The sequence below is a fragment of the Pseudomonas sp. Tun-23181 genome, assembly GCF_057415455.1.
In genome coordinates this window covers 3,455,155-3,481,682 of sequence record NZ_CM171630.1, presented here as the reverse complement: position 1 = coordinate 3,481,682, position 26,528 = coordinate 3,455,155, and the positions used below count along the sequence as shown (strand labels likewise).

The window sequence follows — 26,528 nt, the reverse complement described above, 5'->3', positions numbered from 1 at the left end:
CGCCGACCATGTCCTGCAACCGCCACAAGATCCACTTCCTGCGCGAACTGATCCCGTCCTTCGACTGTGAGCCCGGCTGCCACGACTGCTGCGGCCCGGTCACCACCTCGGCCGAAGAGATGGCCCGGCTGCCACGCAAGTCCCGCGCCGAGCAGGAGGCCGCGCTGGAGCGCCTGGACTGCGTGCACCTGGGCCCCGAGGGATGCACGGTGTACCAGGAGCGGCCGCTGATCTGCCGCCTGTTCGGCACCACGCCACGCATGGCCTGCCCGCGGGGGCGCGGGCCTGCGCAGATGATCGAGCCCGAAGCCGAGCAGCTCGTCCACCAGTACATCGCCAGCACCCGCCAGGTGCTGGTCTGACGCTCAGTCCGGGATCGGCAGGCAGAGGCTTTCCTTCACCTCTTCCATGACGATGTAGCTCTTCGACTCCCGCACATGGGGCAGCTTGAGCAGGATGTCGCCAAGCAGCTTGCGGTACGAGGCCATTTCCGAGATGCGCGCTTTCACCAGGTAGTCGAAGTCGCCCGATACCAGGTGGCACTCCAGCACATGAGGCAGCTTGAGCACGGCACGGCGGAACTCCTCGAAGGTATCGCCGGACTTGTAGTCCAGGCTGATCTCGACGAATACCAGCAGGCTGCCCTTGAGGTGCTGCGGATTGAGCCGGGCGTTGTAGCCCATGATGATCCCCTCGCGCTCCAGCCGGCGCACACGCTCGGTGCATGGCGTGGTGGAAAGGCCGACCTTCTCGCCCAGTTCGGTGAACGAGATGCGCCCGTCGTTTTGCAGGATACGCAGGATGTTGCGGTCGATCTTGTCCAGTTCACGCTTGCTCTGGTGCTGGGTTCTCATAGGGGATGCCCCTCCACAAAAGGCGACTATGCCGAGAATTCTCGCCAAATATAGGCTTTTATATAGTGAAATACACTGGCCTGTCCTTCTTATACTGCGCCCATCCAAGCCATTTCAACAAAAGACTGCGGCAAGCCGCGTGCGAGGGATAAACAATGCGAGTTCTGGTACTTGGTAGCGGTGTGATCGGAACCGCCAGTGCCTATTATCTGGCCCGGCAAGGTTTCGAAGTCGTGGTGGTCGATCGCCAGCCGGCGGTGGCCATGGAGACCAGCTTCGCCAACGCTGGCCAGATCTCGCCGGGCTATGCCTCGCCCTGGGCCGCGCCGGGCGTGCCGCTGAAGGCCATCAAGTGGCTGCTCGAGCGCCATGCCCCGCTGGCCATCAAGCTCACCGGCAACGTCGACCAGTACCTGTGGATGGCGCAAATGCTGCGCAACTGCACCGCCAACCGCTACGCGGTGAACAAGGAGCGGATGGTGCGCCTGTCCGAGTACAGCCGCGACTGCCTCGACGAACTGCGCGCCGAGACCGGTATCGCCTACGAAAGCCGCACTCTGGGCACCACCCAGCTGTTCCGCACCCAGGCCCAGGTGGATGCGGCGGCCAAGGACATCGCCGTGCTCGAGCAATCCGGCGTGCCATACGAGTTGCTCGATCGTGACGGTATCGCCCGCGTCGAGCCGGCCCTGGCTGGGGTGAAGGACATCCTCGCCGGCGCCCTGCGCCTGCCCAACGACCAGACCGGCGACTGCCAGCTGTTCACCACCAAGCTCGCCGAGATGGCCATCAAGCTGGGCGTCGAGTTCCGCTTCGGCCAGGACATCCAGCGCCTGGACTGCGCCGGCGACCGTATCAATGGCGTGTGGATCGACGGCAAGCTGGAAACCGCCGACCGCTACGTCCTGGCCCTGGGCAGCTACTCGCCGCAGATGCTCAAGCCGCTGGGCATCAAGGCTCCGGTGTACCCGCTCAAGGGCTACTCGCTGACCGTGCCGATCACCGATCCGGACATGGCGCCGACCTCGACCATCCTCGACGAGACCTACAAGGTCGCCATCACCCGTTTCGACAACCGCATCCGTGTCGGGGGCATGGCCGAGATCGCCGGCTTCGACCTTTCGCTGAACCCGCGTCGGCGCGAAACGCTGGAGATGATCGTCAACGATCTTTATCCTCGCGGCGGCGACCTGAGCCAGGCCAGCTTCTGGACCGGCCTGCGCCCGGCGACCCCGGACGGCACGCCGATCGTCGGCGCTACCTCCTTGCGCAACCTGTACCTCAACACCGGTCACGGCACCCTGGGGTGGACCATGGCCTGTGGTTCGGGCCGCCTGCTGGCCGACCTGATCGCGCGCAAGAAGCCGCAGATCAGCGCCGAGGGCCTCGACATTTCGCGTTATGGCAAAAATCAGGAGATCGCCAAGCATGCCAATCCAGCGCCAGCTCACCAATGAGCGCATGAGCCAGATCGTCGTTCACAACGGTACCGTCTACCTGGCGGGCCAGGTGGGTGACGACATGGATGCCGGGATCGAGCAGCAGACCCGCGAGACCCTGGCCAACATCGAACAGTTCCTCGAGCAGGCCGGCACCGACAAGACCCGCCTGCTCTCGGTGACCATCTACCTGAAGGACATCGACGCCCACTTCCAGGGCATGAACGCGGTGTGGGACCAGTGGCTGCCCCAGGGCGTCGCGCCGGCCCGCGCCACGGTCGAGGCCAAGCTGTGCGAGCCAGAGATCCTCGTCGAGATGTCGGTGATCGCCGCACTGCCGTAAACCGTTCCCTCACCCTGGTGCGGCGGGCACTACCCCTCACCCGTCGCGCCAGGGGCTTATCGATAACCAGAACTGCCAGAAGGCTGCCGCCATGCGTCCTGCCCGTGCCCTGATCGACCTCCAAGCCCTTCGCCACAACTACCGTCTGGCCCGTGAACTGTCCGGCGCCAAGGCCCTCGCCGTGATCAAGGCCGATGCCTATGGCCATGGCGCGGTGCGCTGCGCCCTTGCCCTGGAGGCCGAGGCCGACGGTTTCGCCGTCGCCTGCATCGAGGAGGCGCTGGAGCTGCGCGCCGCCGGGATCAAGGCGCCGGTGCTGCTGCTCGAAGGCTTCTTCGAGGCCAGCGAGCTGGCGCTGATCGCCGAGCACGACCTGTGGTGCGTGGTGCATTCGTTGTGGCAACTGGAGGCCATCGAAAAGGCCCAGGTGCACAAGCCGCTGAACATCTGGCTGAAGCTGGACACCGGCATGCATAGGGTCGGCCTGCACCCGAAGGACTACCACGACGCCTACCAGCGCCTGCTGGCCAGCGGCAAGGTGGCGCGCATCGTGCTGATGAGCCACTTCGCCCGTGCCGACGAGCTTCAGGCCGACGCCACCGCGCAGCAGGTGGCGGTGTTCGAGGCGGCGCGCCAGGGCCTGGCCGCCGAGTGCAGCCTGCGCAACTCGCCGGCGGTGCTGGGTTGGCCGCAGGTGCCGAGCGACTGGGTGCGCCCGGGCATCATGCTGTATGGCGCAACGCCCTTCGAGGTGCCCCAGGCCCAGGCCGAACGCCTGCAGCCCGTGATGACCCTGCAATCGCGCATCATCGCCGTACGTGAGCTGCCGGCCGGCGAGCCGGTCGGCTATGGCGCCAAGTTCATCAGCCCACGCCCGACCCGCGTCGGTGTGGTCGCCATGGGTTATGCCGATGGTTACCCACGCCAGGCACCTACCGGCACCCCGGTGATGGTCGCCGGCAAGCGCACCCAACTGATTGGCCGGGTTTCGATGGACATGCTCTGCGTCGACCTGACCGACGTGCTGCAAGCGACCGTCGGCAGCCCGGTGGAGTTGTGGGGCAAGCAAGTGCTGGCCAGCGAAGTGGCGCTACTGGCGGGGATGATCCCCTACCAGATCTTCTGCAACCTCAAGCGCGTGCCGCTGGACTATATCGGCGAATGAGGCGCTGAAGCGGACAGGCTGCGGGGCGAAGTGTTGTAAATACTGAACGGCGTTGCCATCATATCGTTCACACTTCTCCCCCACCTCGACCGTTTCAGGAGGCTCCAGCTTTGGACGTCGGTGAACGACTGCAAGCCATCCGCAAGCTCAAGGGCCTGTCCCAGCGTGAACTCGCCAAGCGTGCGGGCGTGACCAATAGCACTATCTCGATGATCGAGAAGAACAGCGTGAGCCCGTCGATCAGCTCCCTGCGCAAGGTGCTCAGTGGCATTCCCATGTCCATGGTCGAGTTCTTCTCCGTCGAGCTGGCGCCGGAAAGCCCCACGCAGATCGTCTACAAGGCCCACGAGCTGATCGACATCTCCGACGGTGCGGTGACCATGAAACTGGTGGGCAAGTCGCACCCCAACCGGGCCATCGCCTTTCTCAACGAGGTCTACCCGCCGGGTGCCGACACCGGCGAAGAGATGCTCACCCATGATGGCGAGGAAACCGGCATCCTGCTCGAAGGCCGCCTGGAGCTGGTGGTCGGCACCGAGACCTTCATCCTCGAGGCCGGCGACAGCTACTACTTCGAAAGCACCCGCCCGCACCGTTTTCGCAACCCCTTCGACGAGCCCGCCCGGCTGATCAGCGCGGCCACGCCTTCCAACTTCTGAATGGCTGCGCGGCATGTTGTCGCGGCTATACCCTTTCGAACACTAGGGTTGTTCCGCTCACCTCCGGGATCCCGCTATACTTTCCAACGCCCGCGTATCCCGTGGCCGCGGGCGTGATTAGCCGCCATGAGGGTGTACGCGTGAACCAAATCAAGAAGATGCTGGCCCTACCAGCAGCCGTAGTAGCCCTTTGGGCAATCAATGCACACGCAGCGACCAATGACGATATCGCCAAGCGCCTGGAGCCGGTCGGCCAGGTGTGTATCCAGGGCCAGGAGTGCAAAGGCATGGAGGTGGCCGTTGCCGCTGGCGGCGGCGGAGCCAAGACCCCGGACGAAATCATCGCCAAGCATTGCAACGCCTGCCACGGCAGCGGCCTGCTCGGCGCGCCGAAGATCGGCGACACCGCCGCCTGGAAGGAGCGGGCGGATCACCAGGGTGGCCTCGACGGCATCCTGGCCAAGGCCATTACCGGCATCAACGCCATGCCGCCGAAGGGGACCTGCGCCGATTGTTCGGACGAGGACCTGATGAACGCCATCAAGAAGATGTCCGGTCTGTGAGTTGCACCTGATCACGCCACGGCCTGCCTTCATGGCGTGATGCTGTTCACTCAAGACGTGTAGCGACCCTTTTCGCGGGCAAGCCCGCTCCCCCGGATTCGGCGCCGACTTCGAAAGTGGCGCGGCCCTTGTGGGAGCGGGCTTGCCTGCGATGGGCTGCAAAGCAGCCCCAACGCTTTGCCCATGGGCCCATGCAGCAAAACCAGGCAGGCAAGGGTCCAACCCCCTGTATGCATGGATGTCACAGGAGGCACCGATGGCGCAACGCTGTTCCCTCGATGCGGTGGTCGACCAGGTGCTGGCTTGCCTGCCCGCCCATATCCACCTGGGCCTGCCGCTCGGCCTGGGCAAGCCCAACGCCTTCGTCAACGCGCTTTACGCCCGGGTGCGTGAGCTGCCCGAACGTCGCCTGACGATCTACACCGCCCTGAGCCTGGGCCGCCCGCCCTTGGGCGACGGCCTGCAGCAGCGCTTCCTCGAACCTTTCGTCGAGCGTGTGTTCGCCGACTATGAGGAGCTCGATTACCTGGCCGACCTGCGGGGCGACAACCTGCCCGCGAACATCCGCATCGAACAGTTCTTCGTGCAGCCCGGCAGCCTGCTGAACAGCGACCTCGCCCAGCAAGACTATGTCAGCAGCAACTACAGCCACGCCGCCCGCGATATCAACGCCAAGGGCCTGAACCTGGTCGCTCAGCTGGTGGCGGCCACGCCCGAGTGCCCTGGCCGCTTGAGCCTGTCGTGCAATCCCGACATCACGCTCGACCTGCTGCCGATGATCGCCCGTCGCCGTGCCGCCGGCGAAACCATCCTGTTGCTGGGCCAGGAGCATGTCGAGCTGCCCTATATGCCGGGCGATGCCGAGCTTGCCGAGGACGCCTTCGACCTGCTGATCGACGAGCCCGAGCGGCGCCGCCTGTTTTCCACCCCGAACATGCCGGTCACGACCCAGGACCACTGCATCGGCCTGTTCGCCAGTGCCCTGGTGCGCGATGGCGGTACGCTGCAGGTCGGCATCGGCGCCATGGGCGATGCGCTGACCGCGGCCTTGCTGGCGCGCCACGGCGACAACGCAGGTTACCGGGCGCTGCTCGCCGAGTTCGAGCCGGGCCCATGGCAGGGGCTGATCGACAGGGAAGGGGGCCTGGAGACCTTCGCCGAGGGTCTGTACGGCTGCAGCGAGATGTTCGTCAACGGCCTGCTGGCGCTGGTCGAAGCGGGCGTGGTACGGCGCTGCGCCGATGAGCGGGGAACGCTGGTGCATGGCGGTTTCTTCCTCGGCCCTCGGGCCTTCTACCAGCAACTGCGGGAAATGCCGCTCGGGCAACGCGAGCGCTTCGCCATGAGCGCTATCAGCTTCATCAACGAGCTGTATGGCGAGGAAGACCTCAAGCGTCGCCAGCGCCGCGATGCGCGCTTCGTCAACACGGTGTTCGGCATGACCCTGCTCGGTGCCGGGGTGGCTGACCAACTGGAAGATGGGCGAGTGCTCAGCGGTGTGGGTGGGCAATACAACTTCGTCGCCCAGGGCCATGCCCTGGAAGGCGGACGCTCCATCCTGCTGCTGCGCAGCTGGCGCGAGGCGGGCGGCGAGGTGACCTCGAACCTGTTCTGGACCTACGGTCACTGCACCATTCCCCGGCATCTGCGCGACATCGTGGTGACCGAGTACGGCATCGCGGATTTGCGCGGGCAGACCGACAGCGAGGTGATCGCGCGGTTGCTGGCGATCAGCGATTCACGCTTCCAGGGTGAGTTGATGGTGCAGGCCAAGGAGGCCGGCAAGCTGGCCAAGGACTTCCAGCTCGATGCGCGTTTTACCGACAACACGCCGGAGCGCCTGGAGGCGATACGCGCACGCTATCGGCGGTTGTTCCCGGAGTATCCGCTGGGGACCGACTTCTCGGCTGAGGAACAGGAGCTGTTGCGGGCGCTGAACTGGCTCAAGGGCAAGTTCAGGTTGAGCGAGGTGCTGGAGCTGGGCAAGGCGACGCTGGATGCACCTGGGCCGCAGGGGTATGCGGCACAGTTGGCGCGCATGGGACTGGATGAGCCGCAGGGGCTCAAGGAGGAGCTGTATCAGCGGCTGTTGCTGGCAGGGTTGGCGGCGACGCGGTGACTGCAAGGGGCTGCTGCGCAGCCCATCGCCGGCAAGCCGGCTCCCCTGTGGGGCTTGCCGGCAATAGGGCCCGTACGGTCAATCGATGAACGTGACCACACCACCTTCCAGCGACTTCACCCGGGCCAGCGATTCGACGCGATAGCCCTGGCGATCCAGCTCGGCGCGACCGCCCTGGAACGACTTCTCGATGACGATGCCCAGGCCCGCGACAGTGGCGCCGGCCTGCTTGATGATCGAGATCAGCGCCTGGGAGGCCTTGCCGTTGGCCAGGAAGTCGTCGATCACCAGCACGCGGTCGCTGCTGTTGAGATGGCGTGGCGAGATGGCCACGGTGTTCTCGGTCTGCTTGGTGAAGGAATACACCGAGGCGGTCAGCAGGTTCTCGGTCAGGGTCAGCGACTGGTGCTTGCGGGCGAAGATGACAGGCACACCCAGCTTCAGGCCGGTCATCACGGCCGGGGCGATGCCCGACGCCTCGATGGTGACGATCTTGGTCACGCCGGAGTCGGCGAACAGGCGGGCGAATTCGTCACCGATCAGCTGCATCAGCGCTGGATCGATCTGATGGTTGAGAAACGCGTCGACTTTGAGAACCTGGTCGGAAAGCACGATGCCTTCTTCGCGAATCTTCTGCTGCAGTGCTTCCACTGTGGTATTCCTCGATGTAGCAAAGGTGGCCACGGCCGGGGCCGCGACAAAGGTTAAAGAGTAATGGTTGATCAGCGTTTGAGCATTGCCCGGATGTCGGCCAACGCATTGTTGCCTCGCGCCGCGCGAACCTCGGTCGGCGCATCTTCCAGCCCTTCCCAGGCCAGGTCGTCCGGTGGCAGTTCGTCGAGGAACCGGCTGGGCGTGCAGTCGATGATCTCGCCGTACTGCTTGCGCTTGGCGGCGAAGGTGAAGGCCAGGGTCTGGCGTGCGCGGGTGATGCCCACGTAGGCCAGGCGGCGTTCTTCCTCGATGGTGTCGGCCTCGATGCTGGAGCGGTGCGGGAGGATTTCCTCCTCCATGCCCATGATGAACACGTAGGGGAACTCCAGGCCCTTGGAGGCGTGCAGGGTCATCATCTGCACGCCCTCGGCGTTCTCTTCCTCTTCCTGCTGGCGCTCGAGCATGTCGCGCAGCACCAGCTTGCCGATGGCGTCCTCGATGGTCATGTCACCCTCTTCGTCCTTCTCGAGGGTGTTCTTCAGCGCGTCGATCAGGAACCAGACGTTGCTGATGCGAAACTCCGCGGCCTTGTCGCTGGCGGTGTTCTGGCGGATCCAGTTCTCGTAGTCGATGTCGCGGATCATCTCGTGCAGGGCGGCGATCGGGTCTTCCAGGGCGACCCGCTGGCGCACCCCATCGAGCCAGTGCTTGAAGCGCTGCAGGCGCTCGGTGTAGCGCGCATCCAGGTGCTCGCCCAGGCCCAGCTCGTCGCTGGCGGCGTACATCGACACGCCACGTTCGGTGGCGTAGTTGCCGAGTTTCTCCAGGGTGGTCGAGCCGATCTCTCGGCGAGGCACGTTGATCACTCGCAGGTAGGCGTTGTCGTCGTCCGGGTTGACCAGCAGGCGCAGGTAGGCCATGAGGTCCTTGACCTCCTGGCGGCCGAAGAAGCTGTTGCCGCCAGAGAGGCGGTAGGGCACCTGGTGGTGCTGCAGCTTGAGTTCGATCAGCTTGGCCTGGTAGTTGCCCCGGTAGAGGATGGCGAAGTCGCTGTAGGGGCGGTTGGTGCGCAGGTGCAGGGTGAGGATCTCCATGGCCACCCGCTCGGCCTCGGCTTCCTCGTTCTTGCAGCGGATCACGCGGATCTCGTCGCCCACGCCCATCTCGCTCCACAGCTGTTTCTCGAAGGCGTGCGGGTTGTTGGCGATCAGTACGTTGGCGCAGCGCAGGATGCGGCTGGTGGAGCGGTAGTTCTGCTCCAGCATCACCACCTTCAGGGAGGGGTAGTCCTCCTTGAGCAGCATGAGGTTTTCCGGGCGGGCGCCACGCCAGGCGTAGATCGACTGGTCGTCGTCGCCGACCACGGTGAACTGGTTGCGCATGCCGATCAGCATCTTCACCAGCAGGTACTGGCTGGCGTTGGTGTCCTGGTATTCGTCCACCAGCAGGTAGCGCACACGGTTCTGCCAGCGTTCGAGCACGTCCTTGTGTTCCTCGAACAGTTTCACCGGCAGCAGGATCAGGTCGTCGAAGTCCACCGCGTTGAACGCCTTGAGCGTGCGCTGGTAGTGGGTGTAGACGATGGCGGCGGTCTGCTCGCGTGGGTTGCGTGCCTTTTCCAGGGCCTCGGCGGGGAGGATCAGGTCGTTCTTCCAGGCACCGATCATGTTCTTGATCTCGTCGATGCCGTCGTCGCCGGAGTATTCCTTTTGCATGATGTCCGACAGCAAGGCCTTGATGTCGGTCTCGTCGAAGATCGAGAAGCCCGGCTTGTAGCCCAGGCGCTCGTGCTCCCGGCGGATGATGTTCAGGCCCAGGTTGTGGAAGGTGCACACCGTCAGGCCACGGCCTTCGCCGGGGCGCAGCAGGGTGCCGACCCGCTCCTTCATCTCGCGCGCCGCCTTGTTGGTGAAGGTCATGGCCACGATGTACTGGGCACGGATGCCGCAGTTCTGGATGAGGTGGGCGATCTTGCGCGTGATCACGCTGGTCTTGCCGGAGCCTGCACCGGCGAGCACCAATAGAGGGCCGCCGACGTAGTCACAGGCTTCCTGTTGCCGGGGATTGAGTCGGGACATGCTAGAAACCGGGGGTCACCAGAAAATAGCCGCGCATTCTAGCAGGCATGGGGCGCTTGTGGCGCGACCGTCTGACAGTGTGAATCGGATTTGCCGACCGCGCCGGTTTCGCGCAGGATGCACGACAAAATACGTCGGGGCGCAGGCCACGCAGTGGCATGTATTAAAGTGAAAATCATTTTCACTTATACGGTAGGATACCTCGCGCCCGCTCGTCGATTCACCGTCCACGCCTTAAGGAGCCCGCTTGTCCACGCCTGTCGAACCCTTGCGTTTGCTGCTGTTGGCCGATGAGCCGGAATGGGCTGCCCTGCTGCGCGAGTGCCTGCAACCGTTGGCCGGCAGTGTGGTGTTGCTGACCGCGCCGGACTGGGCGGCGGTCGACAGCCTGTTCGCCCACGACCGCCAGGCCGTGGTGCTGGCGACCCCGGCCTTGCTGCCGGCGCCGGGCCGCTGCGACCTGCCCACCATCCTGCTGCTGGAGGACGAGCCCGAAGCGCCGCCGGCCGGCGTCAGCGACTGGCTGGTACGTACGCAGCTGACCGGCGATACCTTGCGCCGCTCCCTGCGCCACGTGCGCGAGCGCGGTGTGCTGGTGGCTACCCTGCAGCGGCTGGCCGAACAGGATCCGCTGACCGGTATCGCCAATCGCCAGGGTTTCCAGGCCTTGCTGAGCGCGCGCCTGGCGCAGAACGAGGGCCGTGGCGTAGCCCTCGGGCACCTCGACCTGGACAATTTCCGTCACGTCAACGACGCCCTCGGCCACCAGGGCGGTGACCGCCTGATCCTGCAGGTGGTGGCGCGGTTGAAGCAGCAGTTGGAAGCTGGCGACCAGCTGGCGCGCCTGGGCAGCGACGAGTTCGCCCTGCTGATCGATACCCGCCGCGACGGCAACCGTGCCGAGTGGGTGGCCGAGCGCATCGTCGAGGCCCTGGCCGAGCCCTACTGGATCGACGGCGAGAGCCTGTTGCTCGGCTGCAGCCTGGGGCTGGCCCATGCCCGTGCCCAGGGTGGGGCCGACCCGCTGATGTGGCATGCGCACATCGCCATGCGCCAGGCCAAGGGCAGCCAGGGTTGCACCTTCCATGTGTTCAACGAGCGGATCAACCGTAACGCCCGCAGCCTGGCCGACCTGGAGAGCGAACTGCGCCGGGCCCTGCGCCGCGACGAGCTGGAGCTGCACTACCAGCCGCGGCTGAACCTGGCCGATGGCTGCATCGTCGGCCTGGAGGCCCTGGTGCGCTGGCGCCATGTCGAGCGTGGCCTGCTGCCGCCCAGCGAATTCGTGCCCCTGGCCGAGCAGAGCGGGCTGATCGTGCCGCTGGGCTACTGGGTGATCTCCCGCGCCCTGCGCGACATGCAGGCCCTGCGCGAGCGTGGCGTGGCGCCGTTGCACATGGCGGTGAACCTGAGCTTCCGCCAGTTCCAGGACAGCCAGCTGCTGGCCACCCTGAGCCGGCTGATCATCGAGCACGGCGTCGATGCCCGTTGGCTGGAGTTCGAGCTGACCGAGACCGCGGTGATGCGCCGCAACGAACTGGTGCAGCAGACCATGGATGCCCTGGGCCGCCTGGGGGTGCGCTTTTCGCTCGATGATTTCGGCACCGGGTTTTCGTCGTTCGTTCACCTCAACAGCTTGCCGATCACCTTGCTCAAGGTCGATCGCAGCTTCGTCGGCGGCATGGAGCAGCGCGAGGAGAACCGCAAGCTGGTGCACGCCATGATCAACCTGGCGCACAACCTCAACCTGGAAGTGGTGGCCGAGGGGGTCGAGACCGAGGAACAGATGGCGTTGCTGCGTGGGTTCGGCTGCGACCAGGTGCAGGGGTACCTGGTGAGCAGGCCGTTGCCGGTAGGGGAGTTGATGGAGTACCTGGTATCAGGCGCTCGCCGGCAGATGGCCGAGGCCCTGTAATCGCGCGGTGTTCAGGGCTGCAAGGCAGCCCCAGGACTACAAGGTGTCTTTGGATCAGGTCGCGACGCTGGCCTCCCCAGCAACCTCCGCCTTCCCCAGCATCCGTTTCATCCGCCACTCGAAAGCGATGGTCAGCGCCACTGCCGCACAGGCCAACCCCAGTGCCAGCCCCCACCACACACCGACCGCGCCGCCACCCAGGGTAAAGGTGAACAGCCAGGCGCAGGGCGCACCCACCAGCCAGTAGCAGGCCAGCCCGATGAGGAAGGTGGTCTTGGCGTCCTTCAGCCCACGGATCGAGCCCATGGCGATGGTCTGCATGCCGTCGAACAGTTCGAACCAGGCCGCGACCATCAGCAGGCTCACCGCGAGCTGGAAGATCGCTGCGAAGGCCGGGTCGTCGCGGTCGATGAACAGTCCCACCAGCGCATCCGGCAGCAGCCAGAACAGCGCGGCGAAGGCGAACATGATCGTCGCCCCGAAGCCGATCCCCACGCGCCCGGCGCTACGTGCAGCCAGCAGGTTGCCAGCGCCGTAGTAGAGCCCCACGCGCATGGTCACCGCATAGGACAACCCGGTCGGCACCATGAACGCGGTGGAGACGATCTGCAAGGCGATCTGGTGCGCGGCGAGTTCCGTGCTGCCGAGCACGCCCATGCACAGGGCGGCGAAGGCGAACAGCCCGACCTCGACCATGTAGGTGCCGCCGATCGGCAGGCCCAGCCGCCACAGCTCGCGCAGTGCCGGCAGCGAAGGCCGCGACAGGCCCCGGCGCAGCGGGTAGGCGTCGTAGGCCTTGTGCCAGCGGATGTACAGGGCCAGGGCAATGGCCATGCCCATCGAAACCAGGGCGGTGACCATGCCGATGCCCATCAGCCCCAGCTTGGGCAGGCCGAACATGCCTTCGATCAGCGCATGGTTGAACAGGTAGTTGAACACCGTGCCCACCAGGCTGATGACCATCACCGGCGTCGAGCGGCCCAGGGCACTGGTGAAGCCACGCAGGGCCATGAACGTCAGGTAGCCGGGCAGGGCCAGGGGCAGCAGGGTGAGGAACTCCATGGCCGAGGTGACGTTCTCCGGCTTCTGCCCGAACAGCAGCAGGACCGGCTCCAGGTTCCACAAGGCCAGCGCGGCCACCAGCGCCAGGCCCCAGGCCAGCCACAGGCCATTCTGCGCCAGCCGCGTGGCCCCGGGGATGTCGCCGGCGCCCTGGCGGATGGCGACCAGGGTGCCGACCGCGGCGATCACGCCCAGGCAGAAGATCGACACGAACGAATAGCTGGCCGCCCCCAGGCCGCCGCCGGCCAGGGCCTGGGGGCTGATGCGGGCCATCATCAGGGTATCGGTCAGCACCATCAGCATGTGCGCCAACTGCGAGGCGATCAGCGGCCCGGCCAGGCGCAGCAGAGCCTTGAGTTCGGTGGTGGGCGCGACGTGCATGGAGGTGGTCCTTCTTGTTGCAGGGGGAATGAGGCGACGATTCTGAGGCTTCGGTCAACTTTGCACAAAAGGATAAAAGCGATCGTTGGCATGAGTTAAAGTCATGTTCATATGATGCCTGGCAGGCTTGCCAGCCCCCGAAAAAGCAGGTGCGAAATGTCCCGACAGCTACCGCCGCTTTATGCGTTGCGCGCATTCGAAGCCGCCGCCCGGCTGAGCTCCTTCACCCGTGCTGGCGAGGAATTGTCCATCACCCAGAGCGCGGTCAGCCGGCACATCCGCACCCTGGAGGAGCACTTCGCCTGCCGCTTGTTCGTGCGTAGCGGCCGTAGCCTGCAACTGACCGAGGCAGCGCGGATGTTGCTGCCCGGCGTGCGCGACGGTTTCGCTGCGCTGGAGCGGGCCTGCGATACCCTGCGCGGCGAGGATGACATCCTGCGCATGAAGGCCCCCTCGACCTTGACCATGCGCTGGCTGTTGGCGCGCCTGAGCCAGTACCGTCACCTGCAACCAGGCAACGAGGTGCAACTGACCAGTGCCTGGATGGATGTGGACCATGTGGATTTCAACCAGGAACCGTTCGACTGTGCCGTGCTGCTCAGCGACGGTGCATTCCCGGCAGACTGGGAAGTGCGGCGGCTGTTCTCTGAATTGCTGATCCCGGTAGGCGCCCCGGACCTGCTCGACGAGGGCCCCTGGGACGAGCGTCGCCTGGCGGGCATCGAGCTGCTGCACCCGACCCCGGACAAGCGAGACTGGCGCGCCTGGCTGGAGCGCATGGGCCTGCTCGACAAGGTCTCGCTCAAGGGCGGGCAGGTGTTCGACACCCTGGAGCTGGGCATGATCGCGGCGGCCCGTGGCTATGGCATTTCCATGGGGGATTTGCTGATGGTGGCCGAGGACGTGGCCCAAGGGCGGCTCAGCCTGCCTTGGCCGACCGCCGTGCCCAGTGGCATGGACTATTACCTGGTGTGGCCGCGCACGCGCCCTGGCGCAGAGCGGTTGCGGCGATTGAGCCAGTACCTGCAGGAGGAGGCCGATGCCGTGAACCTGCCCGATGTGCGGATCCTGGAGGCGCCGCCGCGAGCAAGGGCGTAGAGCCCTGGCATCGGCGGTTCGGCGCCGCGAATGCTCGCTATCGGCTCACAATGCTTCCAGGTTCAACGCCTGGGCACAGGCTTGCAGCGATCGCTGCTCGCTCTGGGCATACAGCGCCAGTTCATCCTGCACCTTCAGCCCCAGCGCCGCCTCGAAGGCATCCCGGTTGGCGTTGCTGCCATATTCGGCCTGGGCATCGTCGCCCAGGTTGGACTGGAAGATCCCGGCCGCGCTGACTGGCAGGAAGTCCTCGTACACCAGCGCTTCATAGTGCACATGGCCTGCGTCGATCAGCCCTTGCAGGGTGGTCGGGCGGCCGGCCTGGTCGCGTGCGGCCAGGCCCTTCTCGGTCGGGAAGTAGCGGAAGTAGGCCAGGCCTTGTTCACGCATCTGCGCCAGGTCATCCGGGAATTCGGCGAAGTGCATCTCGAGCAGGGCCTTGTAGCGTTCGGCATTGGCCTCGGCCGGCGCACCGCCCAGGGCGCTACGGGTGGCATCGAGCAGGCGGTCGTAGAGCTGGCGGCCCTTCGGCGTCAACGCCGCCCCGCGTTGTTCGATCTCGCCGAAACGCGCGGTATGGCTGCCTTGCGCGTCGCTGAAGGCGACCTTTTCCTGCAGGGCCTTGAAGCTGGTCTGGCGCAGCAGGATCGGATGACGGCGGCCAGGTGGGCCTTCGACCACGGCCTTGGGCGGGATGCCCTTGGCCGGCATGCCCAGCTGGATCGCGTCGATGTCCAGGGTGCGCGGGGTCAGGTGGTTGATGTGCGGGCCTTTGAACGCCACCACGTCGGCGATCAGGCGGTGCTGGTCGTGCAGTCGCTGGTACTGCTCGGCTGTCACCGTCGCTTCCTGGTGCCAGCGGAAGGTGTGCAGGGCTTCCTGGACGAAGACCTCGGCATCCGTGGCGTTCAGGCCGCCCTCGCGCTCGTGCTGGGCGATCAGCTCCAGGACGCGCGGCGTGAAGATCCTGCGCTTGGCCAGGATGCCCTGGGCCAGTTCGCGCAACTGCGGGCTGTCGATCAGCTCCAGGCGCAGCAGCGAGGTGAACACGCGGAACGGGCTGACATGCAGCGATCGCTCGTGCACCGCGCGGAACGCGGTGGAATGCACCGGCACGCCGGCCGAGCTGAGGTCGTAGTAGCCGACCGGCTGCATGCCCATGACCGCGAACAGCCGGGCGATGGTCGCCAGCTCCTCGGCGGTGCCGACGCGGATGGCGCCATGGCGTTCCTGGTCGAGGCGCTCGATCTCGCCGGTCCAGCGCAGGGCCTCGGCCACTTGAGGCTGCTGGGTCATGACCTGCTGGTTGATTTCGCTCACCAGCTCCAGCAGCGTGCCATACAGGGGCACTTCCTGTTTGTACATGAGCGACATGGCGGCAGAGAACTGCGCACGGATGCTGTCGGGGCTGACGAAATCGTGGGCGGGCATCGCTAGCTTCCTGAGGGTGGGGAGTACCCTTACATGAAAGCGGGGAATGCACCCTCCTCACAAGCGAAAAAAAGTGCAGCTGTCATTCCTTTTTGGATCGATCCAGCAGCTCCCCCAGCTCATGCAGGCAATTGCTCCTTCACCCACTTCACCAACGCCCGCACCTTCGGCACCTCCGCTGCATGTTCGGCGAACGCCAGGTAGTGCGCGCCCTCGCTTTTCATCGCATGGTTCCAGGCAAGCACCAGGCTGCCCTCGGCCAGCTCCTTCGCCACCAGGTAGCGTGGCACCAAGGCCACCCCGCAGCCTGCCTGCGCCGCGCTCAGCGCCATGTAGAAGGTATCGAACCGTGGCCCGTGGTAGCTGTTGTCGGTGTGCAGCCCCTGCTCCAGGAACCACTCATGCCAGGCCTCCGGTCGCGAGGTGCTCTGCAGCAACACCAACTGCGCCAGCGCACCGGCATTCGCCAGCTCATGCCCCTGCAGCAGCTCTGGCGCGCAGACCGGCACCACTTCCTCGCGGAACAGTTCCATGCAGGTTGCCCCTGGCCAGGTGCCCCGGCCATAGAAGAACACCACGTCGGCCGAGCCCTGGAGCAGGGCGAAGGGTTCCATTTCGTTGCGGATGTCCAAGTGGATGTTCGGGTGGCGTTTGCCGAAGCCCTTGAGATGCGGAATCAGCCAGCGCACACCGAAACTCGGTTGAGTGGCTACCTTCAATACTTCGGTCTGCTCGCCGTAGGTGAGGACGTAGCGGCTGGACATGTCCACCTGGGTGAGGATCTTGTTGACCTCCGCCAGGTACAGCGAGCCCGCCGGCGTCAGTTGCAAGCGCCGGCGGATGCGCAGGAACAGGTGATGGCGAAGCATCTCTTCGAGCTGCGCCACCTGCTTGCTGACGGCACTCTGGGTCAGGTGCAGTTCCTCGGCGGCGCGGGTGAAGCTCAGGTGTCGAGCAGCAGCCTCGAAGCACTGCAGGGCGGTCATGGAAGGCACCAGGCGTTTGGACATAGCGTTCTCTGCGGCTGAAATCATTACCTGGTGGAATGATATGCGGAATAAAGGTCGTTTGTTGCACCGGTGTGATCGGATTAATACTGATCCACATCATTTTTCCACCCCATCACCCGATGTAGGAGAAGCACAAATGGTTGCTGGATTGCTCGAGCGCCTTGGCGTTGCCGCCGAGGCTTACACCCAGGGCGACTACCCTGTTCACACGCCGATCGACGGCAGCCAGATCGCCTCGGTGAAACTGCTCGGCAAGGCCGAGACCACCGCCCGCATCGACCAGGCGCAGCAGGCCTTCGAAGCCTGGCGCAGCGTACCGGCCCCGCGCCGTGGCGAGCTGGTGCGCCTGTTCGGCGACGTGCTGCGAGAGCACAAGGCCGATCTCGGCGAGCTGGTCTCGATCGAAGCCGGCAAGATCACCCAGGAAGGCCTGGGCGAAGTGCAGGAAATGATCGACATCTGCGACTTCGCCGTTGGCCTGTCTCGCCAGCTCTACGGCCTGACCATCGCCTCCGAGCGCCCTGGCCACCACATGCGTGAAACGTGGCACCCGCTGGGCGTGGTCGGCGTGATCAGCGCCTTCAACTTCCCGGTGGCAGTCTGGGCCTGGAACACCGCCCTGGCCCTGGTGGCGGGTAACTCGGTGGTCTGGAAACCTTCGGAAAAGACCCCACTGACCGCCCTGGCTTGCCAGGCGCTGTTCGAAAAAGCCCTGAAAGCTTTCGGCGATGCCCCAGTTGGCTTGGCACAACTGGTGATCGGCGGCCGTGAAGCCGGCGAAGCCATGGTCGATGACCCGCGCGTGCCGCTGGTCAGCGCCACCGGTAGCACCCGCATGGGCCGTGAAGTGGGCCCACGTGTTGCCGCCCGCTTCGGCCGCAGCATCCTCGAACTGGGCGGCAACAACGCCATGATCCTGGCCCCGAGTGCCGACCTGGACCTGGCCGTGCGCGGCATCCTGTTCTCCGCTGTCGGCACCGCCGGTCAGCGTTGCACTACCCTGCGCCGTCTGATCGTGCACCGTTCGATCAAGGATGAAGTGGTTGCCCGCGTCAAAGCCGCCTACGGCAAGGTGCGCATCGGCGACCCACGCAAGGACAACCTGGTCGGCCCGCTGATCGACAAGCAGTCGTTCGACGCCATGCAGGGCGCGCTGGCCAAGGCCCGCGACGAAGGCGGCCAGGTGTTTGGCGGCGAGCGCCAACTGGTCGACCAGTACCCGAACGCTTACTACGTTTCGCCTGCCATTGCCGAAATGCCTGCGCAGAGCGACGTGGTGCGCCATGAAACTTTCGCACCGATCCTGTACGTGCTGACCTACGACGACTTCGAAGAGGCCCTGCGCCTTAACAACGAAGTGCCACAAGGCCTGTCGTCGTGCATCTTCACCACCGACATCCGCGAAGCCGAGCGCTTCCAGAGCGCGTCGGGCAGCGACTGCGGCATTGCCAACGTCAACATCGGCACCAGCGGCGCCGAGATCGGCGGAGCGTTCGGTGGCGAGAAGGAAACCGGCGGTGGTCGTGAGTCCGGTTCGGATGCCTGGAAAGGCTACATGCGTCGCCAGACCAACACCGTGAACTACTCGCGCGAGCTGCCGCTGGCGCAGGGGATCGTGTTCGATTGATCGGTTGATGCTGCATGGCCGGGGGCACTGCCCCCGGTTCGCGGCAGTGCGGCGAATGGGCCGTACTGCGGCGCCAAACAAGAACAAATTGCTGGAGCCTGGCCATGTCCGAACTGCGTCAAGAATGCCTGTGGGAATCCGTCAGCGAACCGACCGTCGCCGCCCAGGCCCTGGCCGGTGAGCACAAGACCGATGTCTGCGTGATCGGTGGCGGCATCACCGGCCTGTCGGCGGCCATCCACCTGCTCGAACAGGGCAAGTCGGTGATCCTGCTGGAGGCCTGGAAGATCGGCCACGGTGGCTCCGGGCGCAACGTCGGCCTGGTCAACGCCGGTACCTGGATCCGCCCCGACGATGTTGAGGCGACCCTCGGGCAGAAGCAGGGCAGCCGCCTGAACAAGGTGCTCGGCGAGGCGCCGGGAGAAGTGTTCGCCATGATCGAGCGCTTTGGCATCGACTGCCAGGCCCAGCACAAGGGCACCCTGCACATGGCGCATAACGCCACCGGTATCGCCGACCTCGAAGCCCGCCACGCCCAGTGGGCTCGGCGCGGTGCCGATGTCGAGCTGCTGACCGGTGCGCAGTGCCAGGAATATTGCGGTACCGACAAGATTTCCGCCGCGCTGCTCGACCGCCGCGCCGGCACCATCAACCCCATGGGCTACACCCAGGGCCTGGCTGGCGCCGTGGTGCGCCTGGGCGGCCAGTTGTTCCAGCAATCCTCGGTCGAGGGCCTGGAACGCGACGGCGACGCCTGGCGGGTGAAGACCGCGCGTGGTTCGGTGCGCGCCGACAAGGTGGTGATCTCCACCGGGGCCTACACCGAAGGCGAGTGGAGCAACCTGCAGAAGCACTTCTTCCGTGGCTACTACTACCAAGTGGCCTCCAAGCCGCTGCAAGGCGCCGCCGCCGACAAGGTGCTGCCCCATGGCCAAGGCTCCTGGGACACCCGCACGGTGCTCAGCAGCATCCGCCGCGACGACCAGGGCCGCCTGCTGCTCGGCAGCCTGGGGCGGGTCGACAACAAGCCGACCTGGTTCGTGCGCAGTTGGGCCGACCGTATCCAGAGCCATTACTACCCGGAGCTGGGCAAGGTCGAGTGGGAGATGCACTGGACCGGCTGCATCGACTTCACCCCTGACCACCTGATGCGCCTGTTCGAGCCGGCTCCAGGCCTGGTGGCCGTGACTGGCTACAACGGTCGTGGCAATACCACCGGCACGGTGATCGGCCGGGCGTTCGCCGAGTTCCTGCTCAAGGACGACCCCGACAGCCTGCCCATCCCGTTCTCGCCGATGAAACCGGTGAGCGCGCCGTCGCTGCGTACGACCTTCTACGAGACGGGGTTCTCGCTGTATCACGCGGGCCAGTGTTTGCGGGTGGTCTTGTAACCCAAGGCGAAACCGGACCACACGCCATCACTTGTGCAGCCAACTGAGGAATCCACCTTTCTTCACCACCGGTGGCTTCTGCATCAGCAGTGACTCACGGCCCTGGCGGCGAAAGCGTTGCAGCTTGGTCAGGGCTGTCTCCACGTCGCCACGTGTTGCCAGGCAACTGCGCACCTGCTCCTTGTCGATGCGATAAAGCAGGCAACCGGTGAGGGTGCGGAACTCGACGAAAGAGTCGTCCTCGTCGATGAGGCCCTCGATGCCCAGCACCTCGCCGGGCCCCATGCGCCCAGCCTCGATCAGCCGCTCGCCATCGCGGATCGATGCAGCGACCACTCCGCTGCCAATCACCAGCAGGTGGTCGGACTGTTCGCCCACGCCGAGAATCACCTGGTCCGCCAGGTACTCCACGGCGGTCATGCGCTGGCTCAGGGCGTCGCGCTCCTCGCTGGCCAGCGAGCGGAACACCCGCACCTCGTCAAGCAGTTCGCGCTGGCGGCTGCGGGGAGGCACGGTGAGGTCGATGTTCCACACCACCCCGCTTGCTTCCAGGTGACGATGGGCCAGATCGAACAGCTGGTTGCGTACTTCGGTCTTGCGGGCCATGTCGGCAATGAAGCCGCTGGCCTCGTACTCCACCGATTCCAGGGTCGAGGCTTTTACCGTGACCTTGGGCCGGGGCGTGGCGAGCAGCGCGCTGGAGCCCTGCAGCGCCTTCTCCAAGGCATCGAATACCCACTTGGGCCTTACCCTGGCCGGCACTACCACGCTGATCGACACCCCATGCATATCGGCCGGGCGGCTGAAGTTGAGCAACCTGGCTTTGGCCGCTACCGAGTTGGGGATTACCGCCAGGCTGCCGTTGCCGGTAAGCAGGCGGGTAGTGCGCCAGTCGATATCCACCACCTTGCCCTCGGTGCCGTCGATGGAAACCGAGTCGCCGATCTGGTAGGGCCGCGTGGTGTTGAGCACGATGCCGGAGAACACATCCGCCAGGGTGCTCTGCAACGCCAGGCCGATGACGATGGCCATCACGCCGGAGGTTGCCAGCAGGCCCTTGACCGGCAGTTGCATCACATAGGCCGCGGCGGCCACCACTGCCGCGAGAAAGATCAGTGCCCCGAGCACATCCTGCAGCAGCCGCCCACCATGGCTGCCCCGCGCCACCAGCAGCAGGCCGAAGACCACCGTGACCGTGCGCGCACCGAACAACCACCAGGCGATCGCCAGCACCGTGGCCATCAGGTTGCGTGGCACATCGTCCACCTAGGGCGGAGGTTGCAGCGGGCTCATCCCGGCGGCCAGCAGCACCCAGCTGAACAACAGGAAGATCAGCAGCCGCGTGGCGATGCGCCAGGCCCGGCGTTCGAGCGGAATCAGCTGCCACAGCAGCAGGTCGAGCAGGAGCAGGCAAGCGCCGAGCGACAGCGGGGAGGACTGGATGAAGGCCGGCATGGCGGTCTCGGTACGGAGGGGCTCAGAGCTAGTAAAGAGCAGGGTGTTTGCACAATCAACCGAGGACCGAAGCCAACGGATGCAAGGTAATTGTGCGTTTGGAGCGCTGGAGGTGATTCGTTACGCCATATCGCTGATGGCGAACTCTTGCGCCAGGTGATCGAGCAGCGAACGTACAGAAGGCAGCAAGCCCCGTCGCGACGGGAAGATCGCATGGACGATGCCGCAACGCGGATGCCAGCCCGGCAGCATTTCCACCAGCCTCCCGGCCGCCAGGTCCTCGCGCACCGACACCCGTGGCAGATGGACAATGCCCACGCCAGCCAGGACGAAGTGGCGCAGCGTGACCAGGTCGTCTGTGACCACCCGTGGCGTATGCACGATCACCTGCTTGTGCGCCATGTCCTCTCCCTGGTACAGCTCCCATTGGTACTCCCGCTGCGAGCCGCCCCAGTGCAGGCTGGGCAGTTGTCCCAGCAGCTGAGGGTCGAAGCCCTGCGGCAGTTGTTCCAGGAACGAGGGTCGGCCGACCAGGCACTGGGTGCTGTTGCCCAGTACCTTCATCACCATGTCGGTATTCTCCAGCGGCGGGAAGCGCACCCGCAGGGCCAGGTCGAAGCCCTCGTGCAGCAGGTCGACCCGGCGGTTGGTGCTTTCGATGAACAGCTCGACGCGGGGGTACTTGAGCATGTAGCGGGTCAGCATCGGCCCGACCCAGGCGTTGAGCAGGGTGGTGGGGCAACTGAGGCGCACCAGCCCTCGTGGCTCGCTGCGGTTGCGTTCGATGATTTCCGCAGCGCCTTCGGCCTCCACCCGCATGGCCAGGCAGCGCTGGTAATAGGCCTGGCCGATCTCGGTCAGCGAGCAGTGCCGACTGGTGCGATGCAGCAGCCGCACGCCGAGGCGTTCCTCGAGCTCGGCGATACGCCGGCTGAGCTTGGACTTGGGCATGTCCAGGGCCCGGCCGGCCGGCGCGAAGCCACCGTGCTCGACTACCTGGGTGAAGTAGTAGAGGGAGTTGAGGTCTTCCATGGAGCGTTCTCGGGACGGGCGCTGGGAGTATTTGCGCAGTCTACCGCAGCGGTGGCGAGGGGGGCGTGCCGGGCTGGCCTCGTGCTGCCGGTGGCGAAGGCGCCTGCTCTGGTGCCGAGGGGGCATTCAAAATCTACGTCTTCTGGCGCTGCGCTTTCGACCAGTGCCCTGCACACTGGGTTGCTCGCAATCATGTGCTGGGTGCGCCAGGATGCTGATAGTTCATTGGAAAATTCGGACATGGACTCGGTCTCCATGCGACCGAACAGGTTCTCCTCCTGAGCATGAAGGTGGGTCATTTTAAAAAGCAGCAAAATATCTTGACTCTTCATGGGCATTTGTCGGATAGCATATTTTTAAAAGTCAAGAAATTTCGAAAAATCATCGATTCCGCATTTGATCCTCAAGTAAATCAAGAGATTAAAATTCGTGCGGTGTTTCGCCTTGCCCGCGAAACACCGCGATCAGCCGATTACTCGAGGTGCTCTTTGAGCGCCTGGGCAGCCTGGGTCATGGCACTGCGTGTCCCCGGCACCTGCCCCAGCACATTGAGCAGGCCGAAGTCATGGATCATGCCGTTGTAGCGCACGGCGGTCACCGGCACCCCGGCGGCATCGAGCTTGCGGGCGTAGGCTTCGCCTTCGTCACGTAGTACGTCCATCTCGGCAGTCTGCACCAGGGCCGGTGGCAGGCCCTCGAGCTGTTCCAGGCTGGCGCGCAGTGGTGACGCATGGATATCGTCGCGCTGCTTCGGATCGGTGGTGTAGTTGTCCCAGAACCACTGCATCATGTTGCGAGTCAGGAAATGGCCTTCGGCGAACTGGTTATAGGAGCTGTTGTTGAAGTTGGCATCGGTCACCGGCCACAGCAGGGCCTGGAAGCGCAGCTTCGGCGTGCCGGCTTCCTTGGCCTTGAGCGCCACGACTGCGGCCATGTTGCCGCCCACACTGTTGCCCGCCACGGCCAGGCGGCTGCCATCGACACCGATCTGCCGGCCATGTTCGGCAACCCAGCGGGTCGCGGCATAGGCTTGGTTGATCGCCGTGGGGTACTTGGCTTCGGGCGATGGTGTGTAGTCGACGTAGACCGCCGCTGCGCCGGAGCCCACCACCAGGTCATGGATCAGGCGTTCATGGGTGGGGTAGTCGCCCAACACCCAGCCACCGCCGTGGAAGAACATGAACACCGGCAGGTCGCCTTGCGTCCCTTCTGGCCGCACCACGCGGATTTCCAGCGCCTGGCCGTCGGCCTGGATGGTCCGGCGTTCGACGCTGATGCCCGACAGGTCGACCTTGACGCCTGCCTGGGCGTTGCTCAATACGCTGCGCGCGGCTTGTGGGGAAAGGGTTTCGAGCGGTTTGCCGCCACCTGCGGCCAGGGCATCGAGGAAGCCCTGGGTGGTACGTTCCACTCCAGGGCTGCCGGCGGCGAAGGCGCCTGCGCTGGTGCCGAGGGTGAGGGTGGCGATGGCGACTGCTTTGCGAAGGGTGGTCATGATCGTGCTCCGAGTTCGGTGAGGGGGCAGCGGCTGCTTGCTGCTTGAGTGTTATGTTGCGCAATAATATTTAGTGCACAAAATATATTTCAGCTATGGAGTCGATTGAACCGGTGCATTGGCCCGCAAGGGCCGCTCAGGAGCCGGGACGATATTGCAGGGCTTCGGCCAGATGCTGGCGGGCGATAGCCTCGGCCTGTTCCAGATCGGCGAGGGTACGTGCCACCTTGAGCAGACGGTGGGCGGCGCGCAGGGACAGGTTCAGGCGCTCGCAGGCGTTTTCCAGCCAGGCCTGGTCGGCGCTCTCCAGGCGGCAATGGCGGTGCAGCCCGTTGAGCGTGAGGAAGGCATTGGCACAGCCCTGGCGACGCTGTTGCCGTTCACGGGCCTCGGCCACCTGCCGGGCGACCGTGGCGCTGGATTCGCCACTGGGCTGGTTGGTCAGCACGGTGCTTTCCCGGGCCACGGTCAGGTGCAGGTCGATGCGGTCGAGCAGCGGGCCGGACAGCTTGTTGCGGTAGCGCTGGATCTGTTCGGTGCTGCAGCGGCAGCGACCGCTGGGGTCGCCCAGGTAGCCGCAGGGGCAGGGGTTCATGGCGGCCACCAACTGGAAGCGCGCGGGGAAGCGTACCTTGTCCTTGGCCCGCGCCACCACGATTTCGCCAGACTCCAAAGGCTCGCGAAGCACTTCCAGCACACGTCGTTCGAACTCCGGGAGCTCGTCCAGAAACAGCACGCCATGATGCGCCAGGGTGATCTCCCCGGGCTGCGGCCGGCTGCCGCCACCCACCAGGGCCGGCCCGGAGGCGGAATGATGGGGATGGCGAAAGGGCCGCTGTGGCCAGCTGTCCAGGGGCGTATGCCCAGTGACCGACTGGATGGCCGCGACCTCCAGCGCCTCGCGCTCGTCCAGCGGTGGCAACAACCCTGGCAGGCGGCTGGCGAGCAAGGTCTTGCCGGTGCCGGGAGGCCCGGTGAACAGCAGGTTGTGGGCACCGGCCGCTGCCACCAGCAGGGCGCGCTTGGCCGCCACCTGCCCCTGCACCTCGCTGAGGTCAGGGTAGGGCCGGCTGTGCAGCAGCAGGCCATTGGCGGCGTAGGGTGGCAGTGGCACCTGCCCATTGAGATGGGCCACCAGCTCCAGCAGATGGCCCACCGCGTAGACCACCAGCCCGCTCGCCAGGCTCGCCTCCTCGGCGTTCTCCCGTGGCACCACCAGCGCCCGCCCGGCCTCCCTGGCCGCCAAGGCTGCAGGCAACACGCCCTGCACCGGGCGCAGGCTACCGGAGAGTGCCAGTTCGCCGAGGCATTCGATCTCGCTCAAGGTCGCCGCCGGCACCTGGCCGTTGGCGGCGAGGATGCCCAGAGCGATGGCCAGGTCGTAGCGGCCGCCGTCCTTGGGCAGGTCGGCGGGGGCGAGGTTCTGGGTGATGCGCCGGGCTGGGTAGTCCAGGCCGGAATTGACGATGGCGCTGCGTACCCGGTCCTTGCTTTCCTTGACGGTGGTTTCGGGCAGGCCGACCAGGGTCAGTGTGGGCAGGCCGTTGGCCAGGTGGGTTTCGACGCTGACAGCCGGCGCCAGCACCCCGACCTGGGCGCGGCTGTGGACGAGGGCGAGGGACATGGACACTCCGTGGTCGCTTGTGGAAAAGCCGCTTCCTGCGGTCACGGAAGAATAGTGAGCGATGGTGAGGGGCACTGGGAAAGAGTGCATCCGGATTTTACTGCGGATGCCTGGGGACTGGGTCTTGGGATTGCCCCAATGCTGGTCAGCCAGGGCTTTCAGCTGTCATTTGGGGCTGCAAAGCAGCCCCATGCTCAAGGTGTCAGGGCTTGGCGCCCAGGATGATGTGCGAGGCCTTGATCAACGCCGTGGCCGCCACGCCCGGCGTCAGGCCCAGCTCCTGCACCGCTTCGCGGGTGACGATGGCAGACACCTCGGTACCTCCTGCCAACTGCAGCACCACCTCGGCGTTCACCGCACCGTCGCCGACCCGCACCACCTTGCCTTGCAGGGCGTTGCGCGCCGACAGCCTGTAGCCGTCGGCATCGGTCATCAGCACCACCCAGGGCGCCTTGACCAGGGCCACGGCCTGCTTGCCGACGTTGATGTTCAGGTTGTGCAGGCTGGCCATGGTGACCACCGCCACCAGTTTCTCGCCGCCGCCCAGGGTCAGTTCGACCTCGGCGTTGACCGCGCCAGGCTGGACGTTGCTGACGGTACCTTCGAAGACATTGCGGGCACTGACTTTCATGGGAGCCGCTCCGTGTGTCGGTTGTTATTCCTGGATTGTCGGCGCCATCCGGGCTTCCAGCTCAGCGACTTGTCGTTCCAGGGCTTCCAGGCGCGCGCGGGTGCGGGCCAGGACGACCATCTGGCTGTCGAATTCTTCCCGGCTGACCAGGTCGAGCTTGCTGAAGGCACTCTGCATCAGGATCTTGAACTGGCTCTCCAGTTCGGCCCGTGGCGGCGTGTTGTCGCCGTTGAACAGGCGCGAGGCCTGGTCGCTCAGGGCATCGAGAAAGGCTTTGGGCGCGAGCATGTTCGGCGTTCCGCTAATCATGGAAAAGGAGGGCAGTGTAGCACGCTGCCTGGCGGGCCTTGCGCTGCACACTTTTTGCGCAGGGCGGCCGAGGTGTGCGCACCGAAGTTGTGCATCTTTTCTCTGCTGGCGACTGGCCAATGCCGGGCTTTTTCCGCAACTGATTGTTTTCACTGGCTTTCCATGACCTGGCAAGGTTTCTGCAAAGACCTTG

At 65.3% G+C, this 26,528-nt stretch carries 22 protein-coding genes and 2 pseudogenes; 11 read left to right on the top strand and 13 right to left on the bottom strand.

The window, feature by feature from the left end:
* Nucleotides 1–8 precede the first annotated feature (8 nt).
* Complete coding sequence (locus ACDI39_RS16535) at nucleotides 9–362, top strand: YkgJ family cysteine cluster protein (protein ID WP_225786745.1); 354 nt, start codon at nucleotides 9–11, stop codon at nucleotides 360–362.
* A 3-nt stretch (nucleotides 363–365) separates the two neighbouring features.
* Here ACDI39_RS16535 and dadR read toward each other — a convergent pair whose 3' ends face one another.
* Nucleotides 366–854 (bottom strand): transcriptional regulator DadR, encoded by a 489-nt coding sequence (gene dadR, locus ACDI39_RS16530; RefSeq protein WP_003258963.1) that lies wholly within the window; start codon nucleotides 852–854, stop codon nucleotides 366–368.
* Nucleotides 855–1,009: 155 nt separating this feature from the next.
* On the opposite strand from dadR, the gene dadA reads away from it, so the two are divergent.
* From dadA to ACDI39_RS16500, 6 genes are all read left to right on the top strand, one after another.
* On the top strand, nucleotides 1,010–2,311 hold the full coding sequence (dadA, locus tag ACDI39_RS16525; RefSeq protein ID WP_225786744.1) for a D-amino acid dehydrogenase: 1,302 nt from the start codon (nucleotides 1,010–1,012) through the stop codon (nucleotides 2,309–2,311).
* Complete coding sequence (locus ACDI39_RS16520; protein WP_225786743.1) at nucleotides 2,283–2,636, top strand: RidA family protein; 354 nt, start codon at nucleotides 2,283–2,285, stop codon at nucleotides 2,634–2,636. The genes dadA and ACDI39_RS16520 overlap by 29 nt, the downstream gene beginning before the upstream one ends.
* A gap of 91 nt (nucleotides 2,637–2,727) precedes the next feature.
* Nucleotides 2,728–3,801 (top strand): alanine racemase, encoded by a 1,074-nt coding sequence (gene alr, locus ACDI39_RS16515; RefSeq protein ID WP_253167626.1) that lies wholly within the window; start codon nucleotides 2,728–2,730, stop codon nucleotides 3,799–3,801.
* Between the two features lie 110 nt (nucleotides 3,802–3,911).
* Nucleotides 3,912–4,460 (top strand): cupin domain-containing protein, encoded by a 549-nt coding sequence (locus ACDI39_RS16510; RefSeq protein ID WP_225786741.1) that lies wholly within the window; start codon nucleotides 3,912–3,914, stop codon nucleotides 4,458–4,460.
* Nucleotides 4,461–4,618: 158 nt separating this feature from the next.
* A complete protein-coding gene (locus ACDI39_RS16505; RefSeq protein WP_225786866.1) occupies nucleotides 4,619–5,023 on the top strand; it encodes a c-type cytochrome in 405 nt (134 codons plus the stop codon).
* Between the two features lie 256 nt (nucleotides 5,024–5,279).
* The gene (locus ACDI39_RS16500; protein WP_225786740.1) at nucleotides 5,280–7,142 is read left to right on the top strand and encodes an acetyl-CoA hydrolase/transferase C-terminal domain-containing protein; all 1,863 of its coding nucleotides are present in this window, start codon (nucleotides 5,280–5,282) and stop codon (nucleotides 7,140–7,142) included.
* 78 nt (nucleotides 7,143–7,220) lie between these two features.
* On the opposite strand, the gene xpt is transcribed toward ACDI39_RS16500, so the two are convergent.
* On the bottom strand, nucleotides 7,221–7,793 hold the full coding sequence (xpt, locus tag ACDI39_RS16495; protein ID WP_225786739.1) for a xanthine phosphoribosyltransferase: 573 nt from the start codon (nucleotides 7,791–7,793) through the stop codon (nucleotides 7,221–7,223).
* A 71-nt stretch (nucleotides 7,794–7,864) separates the two neighbouring features.
* Nucleotides 7,865–9,874 carry a DNA helicase Rep gene (rep, locus tag ACDI39_RS16490; protein ID WP_225786738.1) on the bottom strand — a complete coding sequence of 670 codons (2,010 nt, stop codon included), beginning with the start codon at nucleotides 9,872–9,874 and terminating at the stop codon, nucleotides 7,865–7,867.
* Nucleotides 9,875–10,121: 247 nt separating this feature from the next.
* Here rep and ACDI39_RS16485 point away from each other — a divergent pair, with 247 nt between their 5' ends.
* Entirely contained in the window at nucleotides 10,122–11,789 is a 1,668-nt protein-coding gene (locus ACDI39_RS16485; protein ID WP_253080642.1) for a putative bifunctional diguanylate cyclase/phosphodiesterase, read from the top strand.
* Between the two features lie 54 nt (nucleotides 11,790–11,843).
* On the opposite strand, the gene ACDI39_RS16480 is transcribed toward ACDI39_RS16485, so the two are convergent.
* On the bottom strand, nucleotides 11,844–13,232 hold the full coding sequence (locus ACDI39_RS16480; protein WP_225786736.1) for a NorM family multidrug efflux MATE transporter: 1,389 nt from the start codon (nucleotides 13,230–13,232) through the stop codon (nucleotides 11,844–11,846).
* Nucleotides 13,233–13,388: 156 nt separating this feature from the next.
* Here ACDI39_RS16480 and ACDI39_RS16475 point away from each other — a divergent pair, with 156 nt between their 5' ends.
* Complete coding sequence (locus tag ACDI39_RS16475; RefSeq protein WP_225786735.1) at nucleotides 13,389–14,330, top strand: LysR substrate-binding domain-containing protein; 942 nt, start codon at nucleotides 13,389–13,391, stop codon at nucleotides 14,328–14,330.
* A gap of 45 nt (nucleotides 14,331–14,375) precedes the next feature.
* On the opposite strand, the gene hglS is transcribed toward ACDI39_RS16475, so the two are convergent.
* Together hglS and ACDI39_RS16465 are read right to left on the bottom strand one after the other, a co-directional pair.
* Complete coding sequence (gene hglS, locus ACDI39_RS16470; protein WP_225786734.1) at nucleotides 14,376–15,761, bottom strand: 2-oxoadipate dioxygenase/decarboxylase HglS; 1,386 nt, start codon at nucleotides 15,759–15,761, stop codon at nucleotides 14,376–14,378.
* A 119-nt stretch (nucleotides 15,762–15,880) separates the two neighbouring features.
* Nucleotides 15,881–16,771 carry a LysR family transcriptional regulator gene (locus ACDI39_RS16465; RefSeq protein ID WP_225786733.1) on the bottom strand — a complete coding sequence of 297 codons (891 nt, stop codon included), beginning with the start codon at nucleotides 16,769–16,771 and terminating at the stop codon, nucleotides 15,881–15,883.
* A gap of 136 nt (nucleotides 16,772–16,907) precedes the next feature.
* Here ACDI39_RS16465 and amaB point away from each other — a divergent pair, with 136 nt between their 5' ends.
* Both amaB and amaA read left to right on the top strand, forming a co-directional pair.
* A complete protein-coding gene (gene amaB, locus ACDI39_RS16460; RefSeq protein ID WP_317235043.1) occupies nucleotides 16,908–18,398 on the top strand; it encodes an L-piperidine-6-carboxylate dehydrogenase in 1,491 nt (496 codons plus the stop codon).
* A 104-nt stretch (nucleotides 18,399–18,502) separates the two neighbouring features.
* Nucleotides 18,503–19,789, top strand: coding sequence for an L-pipecolate oxidase (gene amaA, locus ACDI39_RS16455; protein WP_225786732.1), 1,287 nt, complete (start codon nucleotides 18,503–18,505; stop codon nucleotides 19,787–19,789).
* Nucleotides 19,790–19,816: 27 nt separating this feature from the next.
* On the opposite strand, the pseudogene ACDI39_RS16450 reads toward amaA, so the two are convergent.
* The 7 genes and pseudogenes from ACDI39_RS16450 to ACDI39_RS16420 all read right to left on the bottom strand — a co-directional run bounded on the left by ACDI39_RS16450 (nucleotide 19,817) and on the right by ACDI39_RS16420 (nucleotide 26,314).
* Nucleotides 19,817–21,244 (bottom strand): annotated as a pseudogene (locus ACDI39_RS16450) (mechanosensitive ion channel domain-containing protein).
* A 120-nt stretch (nucleotides 21,245–21,364) separates the two neighbouring features.
* Entirely contained in the window at nucleotides 21,365–22,276 is a 912-nt protein-coding gene (locus ACDI39_RS16445; protein ID WP_225786731.1) for a LysR substrate-binding domain-containing protein, read from the bottom strand.
* Nucleotides 22,277–22,508: 232 nt separating this feature from the next.
* Nucleotides 22,509–22,608: pseudogene (locus tag ACDI39_RS16440) on the bottom strand (MarR family transcriptional regulator); the annotation flags it as partial.
* Between the two features lie 140 nt (nucleotides 22,609–22,748).
* Complete coding sequence (locus tag ACDI39_RS16435; protein WP_225786730.1) at nucleotides 22,749–23,771, bottom strand: alpha/beta hydrolase; 1,023 nt, start codon at nucleotides 23,769–23,771, stop codon at nucleotides 22,749–22,751.
* Between the two features lie 136 nt (nucleotides 23,772–23,907).
* Nucleotides 23,908–25,395, bottom strand: coding sequence for a YifB family Mg chelatase-like AAA ATPase (locus tag ACDI39_RS16430; RefSeq protein WP_225786729.1), 1,488 nt, complete (start codon nucleotides 25,393–25,395; stop codon nucleotides 23,908–23,910).
* 202 nt (nucleotides 25,396–25,597) lie between these two features.
* Nucleotides 25,598–26,026, bottom strand: a complete 429-nt coding sequence (locus tag ACDI39_RS16425; RefSeq protein WP_225786728.1) for a TOBE domain-containing protein — start codon at nucleotides 26,024–26,026, stop codon at nucleotides 25,598–25,600.
* A gap of 24 nt (nucleotides 26,027–26,050) precedes the next feature.
* Complete coding sequence (locus tag ACDI39_RS16420; RefSeq protein ID WP_225786727.1) at nucleotides 26,051–26,314, bottom strand: accessory factor UbiK family protein; 264 nt, start codon at nucleotides 26,312–26,314, stop codon at nucleotides 26,051–26,053.
* Nucleotides 26,315–26,528 lie beyond the last annotated feature (214 nt).

Excerpts from the sequence above, each read along its gene's own strand:
- dadA (WP_225786744.1), top strand. The coding sequence starts at position 1,010 with ATGCGAGTTCTGGTACTTGGTAGCGGTGTGATCGGAACCGCCAGTGCC.
- ACDI39_RS16445 (WP_225786731.1), bottom strand. The coding sequence starts at position 22,276 with ATGGAAGACCTCAACTCCCTCTACTACTTCACCCAGGTAGTCGAGCAC.
- ACDI39_RS16465 (WP_225786733.1), bottom strand. The coding sequence starts at position 16,771 with ATGTCCAAACGCCTGGTGCCTTCCATGACCGCCCTGCAGTGCTTCGAG.
- amaA (WP_225786732.1), top strand. The coding sequence starts at position 18,503 with ATGTCCGAACTGCGTCAAGAATGCCTGTGGGAATCCGTCAGCGAACCG.
- ACDI39_RS16425 (WP_225786728.1), bottom strand. The coding sequence starts at position 26,026 with ATGAAAGTCAGTGCCCGCAATGTCTTCGAAGGTACCGTCAGCAACGTC.
- ACDI39_RS16535 (WP_225786745.1), top strand. The coding sequence starts at position 9 with ATGTCCTGCAACCGCCACAAGATCCACTTCCTGCGCGAACTGATCCCG.
- ACDI39_RS16475 (WP_225786735.1), top strand. The coding sequence starts at position 13,389 with ATGTCCCGACAGCTACCGCCGCTTTATGCGTTGCGCGCATTCGAAGCC.
- dadR (WP_003258963.1), bottom strand. The coding sequence starts at position 854 with ATGAGAACCCAGCACCAGAGCAAGCGTGAACTGGACAAGATCGACCGC.
- rep (WP_225786738.1), bottom strand. The coding sequence starts at position 9,874 with ATGTCCCGACTCAATCCCCGGCAACAGGAAGCCTGTGACTACGTCGGC.
- alr (WP_253167626.1), top strand. The coding sequence starts at position 2,728 with ATGCGTCCTGCCCGTGCCCTGATCGACCTCCAAGCCCTTCGCCACAAC.
- hglS (WP_225786734.1), bottom strand. The coding sequence starts at position 15,761 with ATGCCCGCCCACGATTTCGTCAGCCCCGACAGCATCCGTGCGCAGTTC.
- ACDI39_RS16480 (WP_225786736.1), bottom strand. The coding sequence starts at position 13,232 with ATGCACGTCGCGCCCACCACCGAACTCAAGGCTCTGCTGCGCCTGGCC.
- ACDI39_RS16505 (WP_225786866.1), top strand. The coding sequence starts at position 4,619 with ATGCTGGCCCTACCAGCAGCCGTAGTAGCCCTTTGGGCAATCAATGCA.
- amaB (WP_317235043.1), top strand. The coding sequence starts at position 16,908 with ATGGTTGCTGGATTGCTCGAGCGCCTTGGCGTTGCCGCCGAGGCTTAC.
- ACDI39_RS16520 (WP_225786743.1), top strand. The coding sequence starts at position 2,283 with ATGCCAATCCAGCGCCAGCTCACCAATGAGCGCATGAGCCAGATCGTC.
- ACDI39_RS16420 (WP_225786727.1), bottom strand. The coding sequence starts at position 26,314 with ATGCTCGCGCCCAAAGCCTTTCTCGATGCCCTGAGCGACCAGGCCTCG.
- ACDI39_RS16500 (WP_225786740.1), top strand. The coding sequence starts at position 5,280 with ATGGCGCAACGCTGTTCCCTCGATGCGGTGGTCGACCAGGTGCTGGCT.
- ACDI39_RS16435 (WP_225786730.1), bottom strand. The coding sequence starts at position 23,771 with ATGACCACCCTTCGCAAAGCAGTCGCCATCGCCACCCTCACCCTCGGC.
- ACDI39_RS16430 (WP_225786729.1), bottom strand. The coding sequence starts at position 25,395 with ATGTCCCTCGCCCTCGTCCACAGCCGCGCCCAGGTCGGGGTGCTGGCG.